Source organism: Campylobacter sp. RM16189, from assembly GCF_012978815.1.
Taxonomy (GTDB): Bacteria; Campylobacterota; Campylobacteria; order Campylobacterales; family Campylobacteraceae; genus Campylobacter_A.
The window spans coordinates 76,699-94,964 of sequence record NZ_LIWR01000003.1 but is presented as its reverse complement, the minus strand read 5'-3'; the positions used below and the strand labels follow the sequence as shown (position 1 = coordinate 94,964).

General features: G+C 36.1%; 18 protein-coding genes. 6 read left to right on the top strand and 12 right to left on the bottom strand.

What is annotated here, in order from left to right; all coding sequences use genetic code 11:
- Positions 1-26: 26 nt before the first annotated feature.
- On the bottom strand, positions 27-1,562 hold the full coding sequence (gene guaA, locus CDOM16189_RS02655; protein ID WP_169974311.1) for a glutamine-hydrolyzing GMP synthase: 1,536 nt from the start codon (positions 1,560-1,562) through the stop codon (positions 27-29).
- Positions 1,563-1,783: 221 nt separating this feature from the next.
- On the opposite strand from guaA, the gene CDOM16189_RS02650 reads away from it, so the two are divergent.
- Entirely contained in the window at positions 1,784-2,245 is a 462-nt protein-coding gene (locus tag CDOM16189_RS02650) for a hypothetical protein (RefSeq protein ID WP_169974313.1), read from the top strand.
- Positions 2,232-4,049: an excinuclease ABC subunit UvrC gene (gene uvrC / locus CDOM16189_RS02645; RefSeq protein ID WP_169974315.1), complete on the top strand. Its 1,818-nt coding sequence runs from the start codon at positions 2,232-2,234 to the stop codon at positions 4,047-4,049. The genes CDOM16189_RS02650 and uvrC overlap by 14 nt, the downstream gene beginning before the upstream one ends.
- A gap of 50 nt (positions 4,050-4,099) precedes the next feature.
- On the opposite strand, the gene dnaJ is transcribed toward uvrC, so the two are convergent.
- Positions 4,100-5,245 (bottom strand): molecular chaperone DnaJ, encoded by a 1,146-nt coding sequence (gene dnaJ / locus CDOM16189_RS02640; RefSeq protein WP_169974317.1) that lies wholly within the window; start codon positions 5,243-5,245, stop codon positions 4,100-4,102.
- A 165-nt stretch (positions 5,246-5,410) separates the two neighbouring features.
- Between dnaJ and CDOM16189_RS02635 the strand changes: the two genes are divergently transcribed.
- The 3 genes from CDOM16189_RS02635 to recR are packed head-to-tail and all read left to right on the top strand — an operon-like array spanning position 5,411 to position 7,898.
- Positions 5,411-6,082, top strand: coding sequence for a response regulator transcription factor (locus CDOM16189_RS02635; RefSeq protein WP_169974319.1), 672 nt, complete (start codon positions 5,411-5,413; stop codon positions 6,080-6,082).
- Positions 6,082-7,329 (top strand): ArsS family sensor histidine kinase, encoded by a 1,248-nt coding sequence (locus tag CDOM16189_RS02630; RefSeq protein WP_169974495.1) that lies wholly within the window; start codon positions 6,082-6,084, stop codon positions 7,327-7,329. The genes CDOM16189_RS02635 and CDOM16189_RS02630 overlap by 1 nt, the downstream gene beginning before the upstream one ends.
- The gene (gene recR / locus CDOM16189_RS02625; protein WP_169974320.1) at positions 7,326-7,898 is read left to right on the top strand and encodes a recombination mediator RecR; all 573 of its coding nucleotides are present in this window, start codon (positions 7,326-7,328) and stop codon (positions 7,896-7,898) included. Before CDOM16189_RS02630 ends, recR begins: the two co-directional genes overlap by 4 nt.
- Before the next feature lie 26 nt (positions 7,899-7,924).
- On the opposite strand, the gene CDOM16189_RS02620 is transcribed toward recR, so the two are convergent.
- Positions 7,925-8,983 (bottom strand): TRAP transporter substrate-binding protein, encoded by a 1,059-nt coding sequence (locus CDOM16189_RS02620; RefSeq protein ID WP_169974323.1) that lies wholly within the window; start codon positions 8,981-8,983, stop codon positions 7,925-7,927.
- A gap of 181 nt (positions 8,984-9,164) precedes the next feature.
- Between CDOM16189_RS02620 and pyk the strand changes: the two genes are divergently transcribed.
- A complete protein-coding gene (gene pyk / locus CDOM16189_RS02615; protein ID WP_169974325.1) occupies positions 9,165-10,622 on the top strand; it encodes a pyruvate kinase in 1,458 nt (485 codons plus the stop codon).
- 45 nt (positions 10,623-10,667) lie between these two features.
- Here pyk and CDOM16189_RS02610 read toward each other — a convergent pair whose 3' ends face one another.
- Genes CDOM16189_RS02610 through gatC form a run of 9 tightly spaced genes read right to left on the bottom strand, consistent with a single transcriptional unit; the run spans position 10,668 to position 18,165 of the window.
- Positions 10,668-11,453, bottom strand: a complete 786-nt coding sequence (locus CDOM16189_RS02610; RefSeq protein WP_169974327.1) for a shikimate dehydrogenase — start codon at positions 11,451-11,453, stop codon at positions 10,668-10,670.
- A complete protein-coding gene (locus tag CDOM16189_RS02605) occupies positions 11,453-12,340 on the bottom strand; it encodes an SPOR domain-containing protein (RefSeq protein ID WP_169974329.1) in 888 nt (295 codons plus the stop codon). Before CDOM16189_RS02605 ends, CDOM16189_RS02610 begins: the two co-directional genes overlap by 1 nt.
- A gap of 9 nt (positions 12,341-12,349) precedes the next feature.
- Complete coding sequence (locus tag CDOM16189_RS02600; protein ID WP_169974331.1) at positions 12,350-12,892, bottom strand: DUF1882 domain-containing protein; 543 nt, start codon at positions 12,890-12,892, stop codon at positions 12,350-12,352.
- Positions 12,892-14,136, bottom strand: coding sequence for a serine hydroxymethyltransferase (locus CDOM16189_RS02595; RefSeq protein WP_169974333.1), 1,245 nt, complete (start codon positions 14,134-14,136; stop codon positions 12,892-12,894). Before CDOM16189_RS02595 ends, CDOM16189_RS02600 begins: the two co-directional genes overlap by 1 nt.
- Position 14,137: 1 nt before the next feature.
- Complete coding sequence (gene lysS / locus CDOM16189_RS02590) at positions 14,138-15,640, bottom strand: lysine--tRNA ligase (protein WP_349304322.1); 1,503 nt, start codon at positions 15,638-15,640, stop codon at positions 14,138-14,140.
- Positions 15,641-15,661: 21 nt separating this feature from the next.
- Positions 15,662-16,117, bottom strand: a complete 456-nt coding sequence (locus CDOM16189_RS02585; protein ID WP_169974337.1) for a Fur family transcriptional regulator — start codon at positions 16,115-16,117, stop codon at positions 15,662-15,664.
- A 5-nt stretch (positions 16,118-16,122) separates the two neighbouring features.
- Positions 16,123-16,788 carry a CvpA family protein gene (locus CDOM16189_RS02580; RefSeq protein WP_169974339.1) on the bottom strand — a complete coding sequence of 222 codons (666 nt, stop codon included), beginning with the start codon at positions 16,786-16,788 and terminating at the stop codon, positions 16,123-16,125.
- Between the two features lies 1 nt (position 16,789).
- Positions 16,790-17,872, bottom strand: a complete 1,083-nt coding sequence (locus CDOM16189_RS02575) for a type IV pilus twitching motility protein PilT (protein ID WP_169974341.1) — start codon at positions 17,870-17,872, stop codon at positions 16,790-16,792.
- Positions 17,873-17,877: 5 nt separating this feature from the next.
- Entirely contained in the window at positions 17,878-18,165 is a 288-nt protein-coding gene (gene gatC / locus CDOM16189_RS02570) for an Asp-tRNA(Asn)/Glu-tRNA(Gln) amidotransferase subunit GatC (protein ID WP_169974343.1), read from the bottom strand.
- Positions 18,166-18,266 lie beyond the last annotated feature (101 nt).

Here is an 18,266-nt window from a genome sequence, read left to right as displayed (position 1 = left end):
CAAGACTTGATTTTAAATTATTTCTTCTACTCCCATTCAATCGTTGCAGGCGGTTTAGAGCTGATATCATAAACTACGCGGTTTATACCGTTAACTTCGTTAATAATGCGGCGAGAGATATTTTCAAGCAGATCATAAGGAAGTCTTGAAAAGCTAGCCGTCATGCCGTCACTTGCATCTACCACGCGGATACAAACAGCATTTTCATAGGTGCGGTTGTCACCCATTACGCCGACTGAATTTACATTTAGAAGTACGCAGAACGCTTGCCAAGTCTTGTTATACCAACCTGTTGATTTAAGCTCGTCACGAAGTATTACGTCAGCCTTGCGAAGAAGCTCAAGGCTAGGCGTATTTACCTCTCCCATTATACGTATGGCAAGTCCAGGACCAGGGAATGGATGACGGAAGACAAGATCACGAGATAAACCAAGTTCAAGCCCAAGTTGGCGCACCTCATCTTTAAAAATTTCTTTTAAAGGCTCAATTAGCTCAAAGCTCATCCAATCAGGCAAGCCTCCCACATTATGATGACTTTTTATAGTTTTACCGGCACCAACGACAGAACTTTCAATAATATCAGTATACAGGGTGCCTTGGGCTAAGAATTTTACATTATCGTGTTTTTTGGCCTCTTTTTCAAAAATTTCTATGAAAGTTTCGCCTATTATTTTGCGTTTTCTCTCAGGATCGGTGACACCTGCGAGTCGCTCGAGGAAAGTCTTGCTAGCATCGATACTTACGAGCTCTACGCCAAGCCTTGTCCTAAAAGTGGCTTCCACTTGCTCTCTTTCGCCAGTTCTTAAAAGTCCGTTATCGACAAAGACAAGTATTACATTTTCAGGTATCGCATTAGCTAAAAGTGCTGCGGTTACAGAGCTATCCACGCCACCGCTTACAGCACAAAGAACCTTTTTATTTCCTACCTGCTCTTTTATCTTTGCGATTTGTATTTTAGCAAAACTTCCCATATTCCAAGTACTTTCACAACCGCAGATATATTTAGCGAAATTCTTTAAAATTTGTGAGCCAAATTCGCTATGTTGCACCTCTGGATGAAATTGAAGTGCATAAATTTTGCGTTTATCGTCTCCAAATACGCAATAAGGCGAATTTTCGCTAATAGCAAGTGCCTCAAAGCCATTTGGAATATTTTTCACATAATCAGCATGACTCATCCATACTATCTGTTTTTCAGGAGTTCCGGTAAATAAAGCGTGTTCTTTGATCACGCTAAGCTCTGCCTTGCCATACTCCTTTTGACTAGCTAAAGCAACCTCCGCCTTATTTACATGAGCAATCAGCTGCATACCGTAGCAGATGCCAAGAATAGGCACTTTTAGCTTAAAAACACCCTCGTCGCAAAAGTAAGCATCGCTTGCATATACACTTGCGGGACCACCGCTTAAAATGATACCTTTTGGCTTTTTTGCCTTGATATCTTCAAGCTTGGCATTAAATGGCAAAATTTCCGTATATACACCTTGCTCACGCAATCTGCGAGCTATCAGCTGAGTGTATTGAGAACCGAAGTCTAAAACGATAATATCTGATGTAGTCATAAAAAATCCTAAAATTTTATTTAATCGACCATAAAAATGGGCGACATAAACTCTTTTGTCGTAAAATCAAAACATAGCTAAAGCGCAAATACCTAAAATTGATTAATCCTATCTGTCTTTCTTGCGCTTTCTTGGCTTTCGCCAGTATCATAAAATGGATTAGCCTTATATCCGCAACCGCTCAATAAAAAGATTAATAAAAAAGATGCTAAAATCCATTTATGAAAGATGCTAAATTTATTATAGGTCATATTTTAAATAATCCTTCGTATAAAGAGCTTAAAAGCCGTAGCGAGTGCCTGGAATTCACCAAGCTACTTAGCTTAAACCATCAACGACTAATAGCTTTTTGCTATGTTAGAAATAACATTTTATTTTTTGCCCTACTTCATCCGCTAGGACTTCAGGAGCTAAAACGAGATAATAATATAAGTATGATAAAAGGCTTATTAAAAATTTATTGCAGCGTTAATAAAGATAGTAAATTGGCTCAAATTTCGGATATAAAATTTTTCGTAACTAAAAATTTACGCTTCAAACAAGAATCAAAAATTTTACTTAAAATTGTAAATTTTGAAAAGTCCAAAGGGGAGTTTATAAATTTAGCTAAAAATCCCCAAATTCATGCCAAATTTGAAGCTATAAGAGAGAAAATAAAAGCGAATTTAGATGCTAATAGATGAAATTCGCTCACTTCCAAATAGTCCAGGGATCTACCAATATTTTGACAAATTTGGCAAGCTTCTTTATGTGGGCAAAGCAAAAAATTTAAAAAACCGAGTCAAAAGCTATTTTAGCTTCACGCCAACTCTTGCGCCTTCATTAAAAGCGGGTCCTAGAATCCATAAGATGATAAGCGAAACCGCCCATCTTGAGTATATAATAACTCCAAGCGAAGCTGACGCCCTAATCCTTGAAAACTCATTTATAAAGCAGCTTAAGCCAAAATACAATATCTTGTTAAGAGACGATAAGACCTACCCTTATATCTACGTAAATTTAGACGATGAATTTCCAAGATTTGATATCACAAGAAAGATCGTAAAAGGCAAAAATATCAAATATTTTGGACCATATTTTAGAGGAGGGAGGGAGCTTTTGGAGGCTTTGCAAATGAGCTTTAAACTGGTTCAAAGCAAGGCCGCGCTTAAGGCAAAAGGCTCATACTTGCCATATCAGATAGGATATTCAGAGGCTCCGCTTATAAGCAAAATTTCTCCAAATGAATATTCAAAAGTCGTAAATGCTGCAATATTAGCACTACAAAATCCAAATTCCTTAATAGCAAATTTAACAAATCTAATGACAAAATACGCCCAAAACGAAAACTACGAGCAGGCGGCAAAAATCAGAGACAAGATAAATGCCATAAAAGATCTGGATACCAAAATAGAAGTCGATCTGGCCAAACTTGAGGATTTTGAAGTGTTTGCAATAAATTCTTGCCAAAATATGATCTGTGCGGTTAGATTTAGTATTCAAAACGGCAAAATAAGCGGAGTAAATCAAAATATTACAAATTTAAAAATGAATCTTGATAACGATACAAACGATGCCTACAAGCAAATAATCCTAGAGAGCTTTCCTATCGATATGCCGGTAATTAGTTCTAAAATTTACACACTTGATAAATTTGAAGACTCGGGCTTGGTAGAGGAAATTTTAACCGCTAGGCATAGTAAAAAATTTAGCATATCTACACCAAAAATAGGCGAAAAAAAACGAATTTGCGATATGGCAGGAAAAAATGCGGAAATTTCTATACAAAACTATCTAAAAACCCATAATAACGAGCTTTTAAAAGAGATAAAAGAGTATTTTTCGCTTACTCATACTCCATATGCTGTCGAAACCTTTGATAACTCGCATATGTTTGGCAAAGCCTGTGTCGGCGCTATGACAAGGTTTGAGCATGGAAATTTCATCAAAGACAAATACCGCCACGTTCATCTACAAAGCAAAAACGACTACGATCAGATGCGAGAGATGCTCATAGAAAGGGCTCTTAGGTTTGATAAAATTTCCGCTCCCGATCTTTGGATAATAGACGGAGGGCAGGCCTTACTAAATCTGGCTAATGAAATTTTAAAAAGTAGCGGAGCAAACGTAGATGTCATAACAATTTCAAAAGAGAAAATAGACTCCAAAGCCCACCGCGCCAAGGGGGCTGCAAAGGATAAAATTTATACGAATTTAGGCTCATTTTTGCTTGCTACAAATGATAAAAAATTGCAGTTTTTTCAAAGACTTCGCGATGAGGCACACAGATTTGCCATAACGTTTCATCAAAAGACTAAAAAAAGAGAAGATATGGAGGCCTCAAGGCTGATACAAGCCGGAGTTTCTCAAGGAAGCATAGCCAAGCTCGTTAAATTTTATGGAAATTTTGAAAATATACTAAACGCAAATTTTGATGAGATAACTAAAATAACAAACAAAAGCGTTGCGGAAAAAATAGAGTTAATAAAAAATAGTATTAAAGATTAGGATTTTAGCCTTTGAGGAAATTAAACCGCAAAGGCTAAATTTATAGAAATTTATTTTTTAGCGTTTTTATCTTGAGGACTATCGCCTTTAAACCAATTTATAACCTTGTCAAATACGCTCTCATCGGCACTGCTTTTGCCGTTTTCTATACCAAAGCCTTCTTGAAGTTTTTTAAGCATCTCTATTTGCTCATCGGTTAGCTTACTAGGCGACTTTATCGAAATTTGAGCTATCAATCGCCCTACTTTTCTACTATTTACGCTCTTTATACCCTCATTTTCAAATACAAATTGTTGCTTATCTTTGGTGCCTATTGGCAGTTTTAGCTCAGTTGATCCGTTAAGCGTCGGTATCTTTATAGTTTCTCCAAGAATCGCCTGAGTGAAAAATACAGGAATTTCTATATAGACATCGTTTCCGTTTCTGACAAAATGTTCATCAGGCTCAACCGATATGCTCACATATAGATCACCCCTACTTCCATCCACAGAGAGGTTTCCCTTGCCTGCCACTCTCATTCTCATACCGTTATCTACGCCTGCTGGGATATTTATGGTGACGCTTTGCTTCTCCTCATCATACCCTCTGCCTTCACATTTACCGCAAATATCCTTTACGATTTCGCCGGTCCCGCTACAATATGGACACTCTTGAACAAAGCTCATAAAGCCTCTTTGCTGGCTTATTCGCCCTTTTCCTCCACAATGAGGACAAGGCTTATACGCACCGTCTTTTGAGCCTGTGCCTTTGCAACTTTGACAAGGTTTTTTAATACTAAATTTTACTTCCCTTTCTACTCCAAAAACAGCCTCGTTAAACTCTATATTTACAGGGATTTCAAAATCAAGAGGATACTTATCAGGGCTTCTTTTTCTCCTGCGATCACCTCCAAAATCACCGCCAAAAAACGAGCTAAATATATCTCCTAGATCAAAATCAGCACTAAAGCCTCCGCCAAATCCTCCGGCACTACCCTCAAGTCCTGCCTTGCCGTATCTATCATAAATTCTACGCTTTTCTTCATCACCTAATACCTGATAAGCCTCATTTACTAGCTTAAATTTCTCTTCGGCCTCTTTATCTCCCTGATTTCTATCCGGGTGATATTTAAGCGCAAGTTTTCTAAATGCTTTTTTTATTGTTTCGGAGTCGCTTGTTCTACTGATCTCTAGAATTTCATAATAATTAATCTCCAAAAATTCTCCTAATTTTTTTAATTTTAAAAATAGATTTTATCCTATTGAAGCTAAAATTTAAATTTTAATTTACAAATAGCAAAACTAGGCGCTAAAAGCTATTTGTCATATAATTTAACAATTTTTAGTTATAATAAGCACCAAATCAACACAGAAAGGTTCATAATGATTAACGTTTTGATGATCGAAGACGATCCAGAATTTGCTCAAATTCTATCAGAATACTTAGATAATTTTAATATAAAAGTCACCAACTACGAAGATCCTTACCTTGGACTAAGCGCAGGCATTAAAAATTATGATTTACTAATTTTAGATCTTACGCTACCTGGCATAGACGGACTTGAGGTATGCAAAGAGATTCGCGAAAAATACGATATACCTATTATTATTTCATCGGCCAGAAGCGATATAAGCGATAAGGTCGTAGGACTTCAAATAGGGGCTGACGACTATCTTCCAAAGCCTTACGATCCAAAAGAGATGCACGCCAGAATAATGAGTCTAATTAGAAGATATAAAAAATCTCACGAAAACGTAGAAGAGGTTGTGGATTCGGCCTTTAGAATAGATGAAAAAAGACATGAAATTTATTACAATAACGAGGCATTAACACTAACTCCTGCCGAATATGAAATTTTAACCTATCTCATCAAGCAACATAGCTTCTCGGTATCAAGAGAGCAACTTGTCTATAATTGCAAAAGCTTAAAAGACAAGGATTCAAAGAGCTTAGATGTAATAATAGGAAGACTTAGAACCAAAATAGGAGATAACTCAAAAAATCCAAGGCACATATTCTCGGTTCGCGGTATAGGCTATAAGCTAATAGGATGATAAGATACTCTATCACCACTAAGATAACCGTAGTATTTGCGATCGCGTTTTCGCTTGTTTGTATGTTGCTATTTACATTTGGCAACATACAGCTTAATAATATGCTAGAAAAGGTCAAAGACAAGCAAGTAAGCGCAATAAATTACCTTATTACGCTATATGAAAAATCAAATCCACCAAGCGATTTATCGCACTATTTTAAAAATTTTGGACTATCTTACATAGATAATAAAAATTTAGTCACAGAGATAGTAAATAACGGACATCCGGTATTTGCTAAACAAACTCCTTTAGGGCTTATACAGTCAATTCACTACAGAGATAATCTATTTTTACAGATAAAAAATCCGGCATTTCAAATTTTGCTTGAAAGCAACGATGCAAAAAACATAAACGATCCGCTTTGGATAGGATTTTTTATTACGGTGACATTGCTTGTATCACTCTATATCTCTGTTATAAACTCTCTTGCTCCGCTTAAAAAGCTAAGTAAAGATATACGTAAATTTGCTAGCGGAAATATGGAGGTCGAAATATCAGCAAAGACTGCGCAGTCTGATGATGAAATTTCTCGTGTAGCAATTGAATTTGATAATGCAGCAGCCAAGATAAGAGAGCTTATAAAATCTAGGCAATTATTTTTACGAACAATAATGCACGAACTAAAAACTCCTATAGGCAAAGGTAGAATAGTGGCCGAAATGGTGCAAAACGAAACTCAAAAAAATCGTCTTATAACTATCTTTGAAAAGCTTGACATGCTAATAAACGAATTTGCAAAGATAGAGCAACTACTATCAAAAAGCTATGCCTTAAACTATCAAGAGTGCTTCTTTTCCATAATAATGGAACAAGTTAGAGATATGCTTATGCTTGATAAATTTGAAGAGAGAGTTATTTGTGACTTTAATGACGATATGCTTTTGAGAGTTGATTTTCAGCTATTTGCTTTGGCGGTTAAAAATTTGGTAGATAACGCCCTAAAATATGCTGATGATAAAAAAGCCCAGGTAATCTGCACTAAAAATGAAATTTATATTAAAAATTTAGGCAAGCCTCTTGAAAAACCTATAGAATACTATATGCAGGCCTTTATAAGAGAGAAAAATAGCAAGAGTGCAGGGATGGGGCTTGGACTTTATATCATAGATCATATATGTCAAATGCACAAATTTAACTTATCTTATTCTTATGAAGATGGATATCATATATTTTGCATCAATACAAAACCCAAGGTAGCCGCTTGAGAAAAGGACTTGAGAAATTTAACGAGCTTATAGCAGCCTTTGAAAAGCTTCCAGGAGTTGGCAAAAAATCAGCCCAAAGATTTGCATATCATGTCTGCTTGGGCGATAGTTTAGGAGGACTTAAACTGGCTCAAAGCATAGAAGATGCGGTTAGATTTACTAAGAAATGTCAAATTTGTGGCGGACTTAGCGAAGATGAAATTTGTGATATTTGCAGCGACGAAACGAGAGATAGAGCGTTACTAGCAGTGGTAGAAAATCCAAAAGACATCTTAATACTTGAACAAAATGGAATCTATTCAGGGCTTTACTTCGTGCTTGAAGAGCTTACTCCAAAAATCATAGAAGATTTAAAAAACTGCATTATTAAAAACGGCACAGAAGAGATTATATTCGCATTAACTCCAAATATAAACAGCGATGCGTTGATAATTTTCATAGAGGATCAACTTAAAAATTTAGACCTAAAATTTAGCAAGATCGCTCAAGGAGTCCCTACCGGAGTAAGTTTAGAAAATATCGATCTACTCTCGCTTATGAAAGCTATTGAGAGTAGAACGAAAATATAACCTTAAAGCTTATCGCCTAAAATTAATTATTTAGAAGCCTTTTGAATATAGGCAAATTCAGATATCTTAGTCCACTCTCTAGCTTTTGCTAAAAACGATCTTTGAGAGTCTAAAATCTCTTTAAATAACGGATCTTTAGCAGCCTCTTGATCCAAAATTTCATTTGCGGCATTTTTAAGAGCAGCCATAACATCATCCGGGAAGGATTTAATCTCTATTCCAGGAAATTCTGATTTCATCTTGCTCCAAAAGTTGATATTATCAAAATAAGCTTTTGCATAAAGCTCGCTTGCGACTCTGCTAGAAGCAGTTTCGATAATAGCTTTTAGATCGTTAGGAAGTTTCTCGTAAACTTTTTTATTTACAAAAAATTGAGTTTGCGCACTTGGCTCTTGCCAGCCTGTATAGTAATATTTAGCCACTTTGTGAAATCCAAGACCCATATCAAACGCAGGACTTACCCACTCTACAGCATCTATAGTCCCCATCTCAAGAGCCATATATAACTCGCCTGTAGGAATAGTATTGATAATAGAGCCGATTTTAGCCATTACCTCACCGCCAAAGCCGGGAATTCTGACCTTAAGACCTTTTAGGTCATCTACGCTTTTTATCTCTTTTTTAAACCAACCGCCCATTTGAGTACCAGTGTCGCCTGCACTAAATACTTTAATATTGTGCTTATCGTAAACTTTTGCCTCAAGCTCTTTACCGCCGCCAAATTCATACCAAGCATGAAGTTCTGCAGGAGTCATACCAAAAGGTAGAGCCGTAAAAAACATAGTCTTAGGATCTTTTCCCTTATAGTAATAAGATGCCGTATAGCCAAGATCATATTGACCGCTTTTTACAAAATCAAGAATACCAAAAGATGACTTATGTTTAGACGGATAGTCAATTCTAATCTCTATCCTGCCACCTGACATATCCTCAACATATGTTTTAAAATTCTTTACGGCATCACCTAAAACAGGTGTTGTGCCCTCCCATGTGCTTGCAAGCTTTAGTTTGTGCTTCTTGCCATCATTAGCAAACGCAAATGTAGAAACCAACATAGCCATTAAAATAGCCAAAATTTTTCTCATCCACTCTCCTTGAAATTAAATTTTTTGCATTATACTTTTAGAAATTTAAAGTGGCTTTAAAATTACAAATTTAAAAAACACCAAAGATATAAGATGTATATAAATACTACATTTGAGTTTGAAATGTATCCTATTTGTATCCAATTTTTGATAGAATACGAGAAATTTAATAAGGAATATTATGATAAAAAAGACAAAAATTTTAGCCACTATAGGTCCTGCAAGCGAAGGTGAAGAGATAATCGAAAATCTAGTTAAAGCTGGCGTAAATGCCTTTAGACTAAATTTTAGCCACGGCACACACGATTATCATAAGGCAAACATAGAAAAAATAAGAAGAGTCGAAGAGAAGCTAAACTACAGGGTAGGCATTTTTCAGGATATCTGTGGTCCAAAAATAAGAATAGGCAAGCTAGATAAACCCTTTGAGCTTAAATCAGGAGATATTATAGAGGTTCACTCCGGCGAAATAATAGGTGGGCAAATTTCACCAAATCGCTACAAACTTAGCATAAATCAGCCTCAAATTCTGCCTATGCTAAAAGAGGGTGAATATATCTATCTATATGACGGATCGATACGTACAAAGGTTATTAAAAGCGGAAATGATGCGGTTGAAGCGGTTGTTGAAAATGATGGTTTTTTAAACTCAAACAAGGGAGTAAATTTCCCAAATACAAAGATCAATATTGATGTAATCACAGAAAAAGACCTAAAAGATATGGAATTTGGAGCCAAAAACGGAGTAAATTTCGTAGCAATCTCATTTGTGCAAAACGCCAATGATATTTTAAAGGCGAGAGAAATTTTAAAATCATTCGGCTCAAAAGCTAAAATTTATGCCAAGATAGAGAAATTTGATGCTGTTGAAAACATTGATGAGATTATAAGAGTAAGCGACGGTATAATGGTAGCTCGAGGGGACTTGGGCATAGAAGTGCCTTATTACAGAGTTCCTACAATTCAAAAGCTAATTATAAAAAAAGCGAATGAAGCTTCAAAGCCGGTCATAACGGCAACACAAATGATGCTAAGTATGGCAGAACACGAAACTGCAACAAGAGCTGAGATAAGCGACGTAGCAAATGCCGTCTTAGATGGAACAGATGCTGTAATGTTAAGTGAAGAGAGCGCTATAGGCAAAAATCCTGTCGCGGTCGTAGAGGCGATGAGAAATACGATAGTGCAGGTTCAGCAAATTTATCCTTTTAACAAATTTGATCAATTTGGCTACTTCGACGAGACAGATATGGTGGCTTCAAGCACCACTCGCCTTGCTTCGCAATTAAAAGTTGATGCGATATTATCCGTAACCGGATCTGGAAAATCGGCTATAAAAATGGCAAGATATAGACCAAACATTGATATTATAGCAATTACTCACGATGAAGAGACTGCACACTCACTCACTCTTGCATGGGGGGTAATGCCGGCCTTTACGGTTAAGCTTGAGATGCTAAACATGATAATCGCAAATACGACAAAAAAAGCTCACAAACTAGGATATATAGATCACGATAAAACCTATATAATGACTGCCGGATACCCTGCCGGAATAGAGGGTAGCACAAATATGATACGTATCTTGAAGCGCGACCAGATAGACTACTATCTAAATATAGCCGACGATAATAGCTAAATAAATTTCTCTTTGCTAATGTGAAGTTGGCAAAGAGAGGATAAATTAAAGACTAAAAGCCTCTCTCATGTGATTTTCTATAACTTTTTCATCAAGGGAGTTGGAATAAAATAAATTTAGAGCCAAAACAGCCTGATGAAGCAACATATCAGAACCGTTTTTGCAAATAATTCCATTTGCAATAGCCAAATTTAAAAATGAGGTAGGCTTATTATATATTACATCAAAAGCAAATTTCGCCCTCTTTAATAAAGGCTCTAAAATTTCAATCGGAGCAGGTAAACTATCATCATTTAAGCCCGCAGGAGTTGTGTTTACAACCAGCTGAAATTCACTGCCCGCAAATGTATCCCATGTAAAATTTTTAAATTCGCTGAAATTTTCAAGCCTTGACTTACTTCTATTTAGGATAGTAACATTGGCTCCAGAATTTTTAAGTGCATGAGCTATGGCTCTTGCTGTTCCTCCTGCACCCAAGACAAGAGCGGTTTTAATGCTACCAAATTTTTCAATAGAGCGCATAAATCCAGAAGCATCGGTATTGTAGCCATAAATTTGATCGTTTTTAAGCACAATGGTATTAATGGAGCCTATTTTTAGAGCATTTTCTTCTACCGCATCGCATTGATTTAAAACTATCTCTTTATGCGGAATCGTGATGTTTGCGCCACTTAATTTAAGACTTTTAAATTTAGCAACCAAACTATTGCCGTCTTCAAGCAAAACCCTAGTATAAAATCCGTTAAGACCCATTCTCTGCAAGGCTAAATTGTGAAGCCTTGGAGAGATTGAGTGCTTTATCGGATTTCCAAAAACTGCAAAAAATTGCATTATTTAATATTGACTATAAACGCACCGCTTGCGATATTTTTTCTTATATTAGCAAGCTCTGTTGATAGCTGTGAGCCACTAAATGGCCCTATTAGAACCTTTACAACCTTTCCACCTTTAATATCTGCCTCATAGAGCTTATACGTATATCCATTTGCCCTTATTTTTTTAATTTCAGATACATTTTCATTGAATTTTTTCACCGCAAAAACTTGCACATAGCTTCCTCTTGCAAGGCCTTGAGATTTTACATTAGAGACTTGGGTATCCTTTTTTATGCTCTCTTTAGGAGGCTGGGAAGTTTTCTTATCTTCTTTTGGTTTTACTACTATTACTTTTTGCTCATTCTTCTTTGACTCTATCTGCTTAGTTTCTACTTTTGTCTTCTCTCCATCCTTTGGAGTAGCTACATTTTCTGCTGGAGTAGTAGGAGTAACTGATTTATTTTGAGTCATAGCTTGTTCTTGTTTTTTTACCTCTTTTTCCTTGAGTGTTTTTACCATATCCTCAAAGCTCTCTTGCCCTTTGTTTTCAGGTATTATAGGCACCTGCTGAAATAGGCTATCATTCTTCTGGCTATCCGAGACGGAATTTGACTGAGTATTTGGTTGAATATCTTTCTCGGCGGTATTTTGCGCCTCATCTTTGGCGATCGTCTGAGGAATAGTTTGTTTGGTTGTATCTGGCTCAGGCGGAAGAATAAGTCTGGAGTCAGGTTGAGAAATTTGATTTCCACTATCACTAGTATTTAAAATTTTCATAACTATCAAAACAGTTAAAAACAAAATAGTAAATGCGGCAATTAGTATAAGAATTTTCTTAAAACTTCTACCTTTTTTATCCTCTTCTTTTTCCAGCATGATATCTCTTAATTCATTGTATTCCATTTTCACTCCTTACATATGCTTTGACCACGATGCCCCGCGCTCTTTTTGATAGACCTTATAAGGCAAAGTAAGTATATTAAACTCTCTTGGAAGATCAAGAGTAGGAAACACTCTCCACTCCTTAACCAAACGCTGAGAGAGTAACAAAGAGAGTTTATTGGCCAGCTGGTATCCCTCATTTAATGTCGTATGCCCTTTATGAATATAAAGATGCAGATGCCCTGGCGTCTTAGTCTCATAAGCTGTAAAATTTATATATCCCTCTTCCCTAAGCAATAATTGTGCCCTATGCCAAAACCTATCTGGCATCCTGCCATTATAATCAAATACAATATTTTCAACTTTATCAGTTGCACTTATTAAAGAGTGAGCGACCACTATCTTGCCTTCGGCATGATCTTTTATAACTTTATAGTTTAAAGACTCATCAACTCTTTCAAATTTATTGAAAAACACTCTGCCTTTATACTCAATCTTATTTACTATACTATCGCGCTTTATATAGTAATGATTAGTAATCATCTTAATAAGAGCGGTGTCAATGCTTTGCATTAAAATGTCGCTCTATCATAAATTATAAATTTGCTCGCAAATTCTTTTAACTCGGCTTTTATTTTAGCTTGAACGGATGCATTATTAATATCATCCAGTACATCCGCGATTTTATTAGCAATTATCTCAAATTCGGCCTCTTTCATACCGCGCGCTGTTAACGCAGGGCTTCCTACGCGTATACCGCTTGTTACAAAAGGACTCCTTGTCTCGCCAGGAACAGTATTTTTATTTACTGTAATTCCAGCATTTCCAAGAGCTATATCTGCGTCTTTTCCACTAAATTCCTTATTCAAAAAGCTCATTAAAATAAGGTGATTATCAGTTCCGCCACTTACTAGGTCATATCCTCTAGAGAGCAATACTTCTGCTAGTTTTTTGGCATTAACCTTAACCTGTTTTGCATAAACTTTCCATTCTGGCGATAGATTATGTTTAAAGCCAACAGCCTTACCAGCTATCACATGAACCAATGGACCGCCTTGAATTCCTGGGAATATAGAAGAGTTTATTTTCTTGGCATACTCCTCATTATTTGTCATAATAATTCCACCTCTTGGGCCACGAAGAGTCTTGTGCGTAGTAGAACTTACGACATCACAATGCGGGAATGGATTTTGATGCTCGCCGGCAACCACAAGACCTGCGATATGAGCTACATCTGCGAACAGTATCGCACCAACCTCATCGGCTATATCTCTAAATCTTTTAAACTCAATCTCTCTTGTATAAGCACTAGCACCGCATACTATCAATTTTGGCTTCACTATTTTAGCAATATCTAAAACCCTATCATAGTTTATACGCCCATCAAGTTCAACACCATAAAAAAAGCTCTCATACATCTTGCCTGAGCTACTTACCTTAGAGCCATGAGTTAAGTGTCCTCCATGACTTAGATCCATGCCTAAAATTTTATCTCCGGGATTTAAAAGTGCACCGTATACCCCCTGATTCGCCTGTGAGCCGGAATTAGGCTGAACGTTTGCAAACTCGCAACCAAAAAGCTCTTTGCATCTATCTATTGCGATTTGCTCGATCCGATCGACAAATTCACAACCACCGTAGTAGCGCTTGCCGGGATATCCTTCTGCATATTTGTTTGTAAGAATAGATCCCATTACTTCCATTACTTCAGGATAAGTAAAATTCTCACTAGCGATCATCTCAAGGTGATCGCACTGTCTTTTAAGCTCAAGCTCGGTCAGGTCAAATATAACTTTATCAAAATCTTTTAAACTCATTTTAATTCTCCTTAATTTCTGTTTTAAGTGGCCTCATAGCAGGGAATAATACTACATCTCTAATCGATTTTTTATTAGTAAGAAGCATCACAAGCCTATCTATACCGATACCCTGTCCGGCTGTTGGAGGCATAGCATATCCAAGAGCCTTTACATAATCCTCATCCATCTCGTGAGCCTCGTCGTCTCCGGCATCTTTTGCTTCAATTTGAGAAGCAAAGCGATTGTATTGATCTATAGGATCATTTAACTCGTTAAATCCATTAGCTATCTCACGTCCTGCTATAAATAGCTCAAATCTCTCCGCGACATTTGGATTACTATCGCTTCTTCTTGATAGAGGGCTTATTTCTATAGGAAAATCCATAACAAAAGTAGGATTTATCAGTCTTGCTTCTACATAGTTGTCAAAAAGCTCAGCTTGAAGATGCCCTAAGCTAAGCTTTTCATTAGCCTCAAATCCATCCTCTCTTAATTTAGCCAAAATTTTATACTTATCTTCTACAATATCAGGAGAAATCCTACCTATCTCAATAATAGCCTTTTTGTAATTTATTCTCGTAAAAGGTCTTGAAAAATCAATTTTTAACCCATCATACTCTACAATTTTTTCCATATCAAGCTTATCAAAAAGAACACCGAAAAGCTCTTCTGTTAGTCCTATTAAATCATGATATGTATGATATGCCCAGTAAAATTCAATACTTGTAAACTCAGGATTGTGCGTAAGATCCATGCCTTCGTTTCTAAAGTTTCTGTTCATCTCATATACAGCTTCAAAACCACCTACTATCAGACGTTTTAAATAAAGTTCTGGTGCAATTCTAAGATATCTATCTACACCTAAAGAGTTATGAAAGGTCACGAAAGGCTTTGCATTAGCACCGCCTGGAATCGGGTGCATCATAGGAGTTTCGACCTCCAAAAACCCTTTATCTTCAAAAAATCTTCTAATGGTGCTGATAATTATGGAACGCTTTTTAAAATCATTTCTAACATCGGGATTCATAATCATATCAAGGTATCTTTGGCGATATCTAGTCTCTATATCAACTAATCCGTGATACTTTTCAGGAAGAGGACAGATTGCTTTAGATGCTAGCTTTAGCTCACTTACATGCATAGAGAACTCACCGGTTCTAGTTATAAACGCATATCCTCTTACAAAGATTATATCTCCGACCTCTATCTTTTTTTTAACTACCTTAAACCACTCTTCGTCAAGAGTTTTATTGCTAAAATAAATTTGTAAATTTCCATCTTCATCTTCAATATTGGCAAATACAGCCTTACCAGCGTCTCGTATCAGCTTTATGCGTCCGGCCAAGCTAACAAATTGACCCTCAGCATTCTTGCTTTCAGTATCTTTTATATGAGAAAATTTTAATCTAAATTTTGAGATATCCATATCACGTCTTAAAAAATGAGGATACGGGTTTATCCCTATTTGCCTTAGTTCGTCGGCAGTTTGCAGCCTTTGAATTTCCAATTGGTTTTCAAATATCACTTTATTATTCCTTAGTATTTAAGCTTTTTTATTACATTCCTTACAGATTCCATAAAGTTGCATCATATGACCTGTTAATTTAAACCCATGCTCTTTTGCTATATTGGATTGCCTTTTTTCTATCATAGGATCTTCAAATTCTATGATTATGCCGCAACGTCTACATATCATATGGTCGTGATGAGGCTTGGTGGCAAGCTCAAATTTTTTACCCTGAGAACCAAAACTTATAGATGTTACCATTTCTGATTCTTCTAGTAAATTTAAGGTTCTATAAACTGTAGCTATTCCTATGTTTAGTTCAGGATGAGCCTCTTTTATAAACAAATACAGCTTCTCAGGAGTAAAATGCTCGTCGTTATTGTAAAGGGTCTTTAACAAAATTTCTCGCTGTTGTGTATATTTAAGCCCATTATCTTTCAAAACTTTCTTAAATTTCTCAAGAAGAGCATCGTATTCTAAATTTTCAATCATTGTTACTACTCCTTCCTTGTATTATTTTGATCTTCGATAATAATAGCACTTTGCATGGTTTTATTATCTTCGAATTTGATACTATTATCTTGCGTGGTTGTATTATCCTCAATTTGAATCATATTATTTTTCATTTTATCAATAGGCGTTTGGATTCTCTCTTCTATACTTTTTTTTACACTATTTACATCTATATTCATTATCCATTTTCCAGCAGTTAAAAGAATAGGATATAGCTTACTATCTTTAAAGTATGGCTCGATTTTACTATTTAAAGCATGGATGTTTGAGACGGTTACCACTAAAACAGAAAAAATAAGGAAAATTTTTAAACTTCCCATTAAAAATCCGCCTACTCTATCTAAAAAACCAAGACCACTTAATCCCGCAAGTTTTGCTAAAAACATTCCAATACCGACACAAGTAATCCAAAAGACGATAAGGATTGATAAAAAACCTGCGAAAAATAGTATAGAATCACCTTCTATTTTATAGACATTGTCACTTATGATTTTACCTGCATCGCTAGCAAATCTACTAGCTACAACTATTCCGCCTATTAGTCCTAATAGTCCAAAGACCTCTCTTATTAGTCCATTTATTATGCCTTTAATGCCTAAAATCAAGACCGCAGCTAATATGCCAATATCAAAAATTGTTACGAAATCCATTTTACATTCCTATTAAATTTCCAAGCTCCTGCTGAGCTGTTGAGTATCTCATGGCCATCTCTTTTGTCACAAGCTTATTTTGTATAGCCTTCATTAAAGATTGCGTTTGTGTAGTCATACCGGTCATTTGCTGATTTAATTGCATTTGAGAGTAAATTTGATGAACTTTATTCTCTCTTATAAGGTTCGCGATAGCAGGATTGTTTATTAAAATTTCATGAACAGCCAAACGACCTCCACCATTTTTTGGAAGCAGGCTTTGTGAAATTACTGCAGTAAGAGATACTGAGAGCATATTTCTAACCTGCAGCTGTTCTCCACCCTCAAAGCTATCTATAATACGGTTAATAGTCTGAAGAGCCGAATTTGTATGAAGTGTAGCAAAGACAAGGTGTCCAGTTTCTGCTGCAGTAATAGCAGTAGATATGGTCTCTCTATCTCTCATCTCACCAACAAGTATAATATCTGGGTCTTCACGTAACGAATATTTAAGAGCTCTTGCATAAGAGTGGGTATCCGTGCCTATATTTCTATGGGAAAATAGAGATTTTTTATTCTGATGAACGAATTCTACCGGATCTTCAATCGTAATAACATGTTTTCTTTCATTTAAATTTATCTCATTTAGCATAGCAGCGAGAGTAGTTGATTTACCACTTCCCGTAGGTCCTGTAACAAGTATCATTCCCTTTTCGCGTTTTACAATCTCCTTAAAAATACCAGGAGTCTTTAGATCATCAAGAGATGGGATTTCGGTAGGTATTATACGAAATGCCGCAGCTAAATCACCATTCATAGTATAGTAGTAGTTACCTCTAAAGCGACCTATATTCGGAAGTTCTATCGCAAAGTCAAGCTCTCTATTCTCTTCAAGCTCACTCTTTTGTGCATCGGTAACAAGGGCATAGCATATATCTTGTATGTCATGACCGCTTAAAATTCCGAGCTCAAGAGGACGCAAAGTGCCATCTATTCTTATTTGAGGTTCACTTCTTGATACAAGATGAAGGTCGCTTGCTTTATTGTGAACAACAGTCCTAAGCAGAGCTTCAAGGCTTATATTGCTATCGCTATACTTTTGCATCTTTACTACTCTATAATCTTAGGAACAACAAAAAAATGATCATTTCTTGCAGGCGCATTCTTCAAAATAAAATCCACAACTTCAGACTTTATGCTAATATCATCCCTAAAAGGAGTTCCGCCTTCTATAGAGCTTACAACAGCCTTTAAATCATCCAAATCAAGCTCATTTAAAATATCTACAAAATTCAAAATCTCACTAAGTTGATTCTTGATCTCTTCACGCTTATCATCTCCAATTTTTAGAGAACTAAGCTTTTCAAGCTTAGTAAGCAAACTATCATCTATATTCATAAAGACCTCTTAAATTTTCAAAATTTGATGCATTATAACACATTTTAGCTTTAACTTCGCGAGATTTCAGATTTATTATGCTACAATTACAATCTTTTAAT

Excerpts from the sequence above, each read along its gene's own strand:
- guaA (WP_169974311.1), bottom strand. The coding sequence starts at position 1,562 with ATGACTACATCAGATATTATCGTTTTAGACTTCGGTTCTCAATACACT.
- CDOM16189_RS02650 (WP_169974313.1), top strand. The coding sequence starts at position 1,784 with ATGAAAGATGCTAAATTTATTATAGGTCATATTTTAAATAATCCTTCG.
- uvrC (WP_169974315.1), top strand. The coding sequence starts at position 2,232 with ATGCTAATAGATGAAATTCGCTCACTTCCAAATAGTCCAGGGATCTAC.
- CDOM16189_RS02635 (WP_169974319.1), top strand. The coding sequence starts at position 5,411 with ATGATTAACGTTTTGATGATCGAAGACGATCCAGAATTTGCTCAAATT.
- CDOM16189_RS02620 (WP_169974323.1), bottom strand. The coding sequence starts at position 8,983 with ATGAGAAAAATTTTGGCTATTTTAATGGCTATGTTGGTTTCTACATTT.
- pyk (WP_169974325.1), top strand. The coding sequence starts at position 9,165 with ATGATAAAAAAGACAAAAATTTTAGCCACTATAGGTCCTGCAAGCGAA.
- CDOM16189_RS02610 (WP_169974327.1), bottom strand. The coding sequence starts at position 11,453 with ATGCAATTTTTTGCAGTTTTTGGAAATCCGATAAAGCACTCAATCTCT.
- CDOM16189_RS02605 (WP_169974329.1), bottom strand. The coding sequence starts at position 12,340 with ATGGAATACAATGAATTAAGAGATATCATGCTGGAAAAAGAAGAGGAT.
- CDOM16189_RS02600 (WP_169974331.1), bottom strand. The coding sequence starts at position 12,892 with ATGCAAAGCATTGACACCGCTCTTATTAAGATGATTACTAATCATTAC.
- CDOM16189_RS02595 (WP_169974333.1), bottom strand. The coding sequence starts at position 14,136 with ATGAGTTTAAAAGATTTTGATAAAGTTATATTTGACCTGACCGAGCTT.
- CDOM16189_RS02585 (WP_169974337.1), bottom strand. The coding sequence starts at position 16,117 with ATGATTGAAAATTTAGAATACGATGCTCTTCTTGAGAAATTTAAGAAA.
- CDOM16189_RS02580 (WP_169974339.1), bottom strand. The coding sequence starts at position 16,788 with ATGGATTTCGTAACAATTTTTGATATTGGCATATTAGCTGCGGTCTTG.
- CDOM16189_RS02575 (WP_169974341.1), bottom strand. The coding sequence starts at position 17,872 with ATGCAAAAGTATAGCGATAGCAATATAAGCCTTGAAGCTCTGCTTAGG.
- gatC (WP_169974343.1), bottom strand. The coding sequence starts at position 18,165 with ATGAATATAGATGATAGTTTGCTTACTAAGCTTGAAAAGCTTAGTTCT.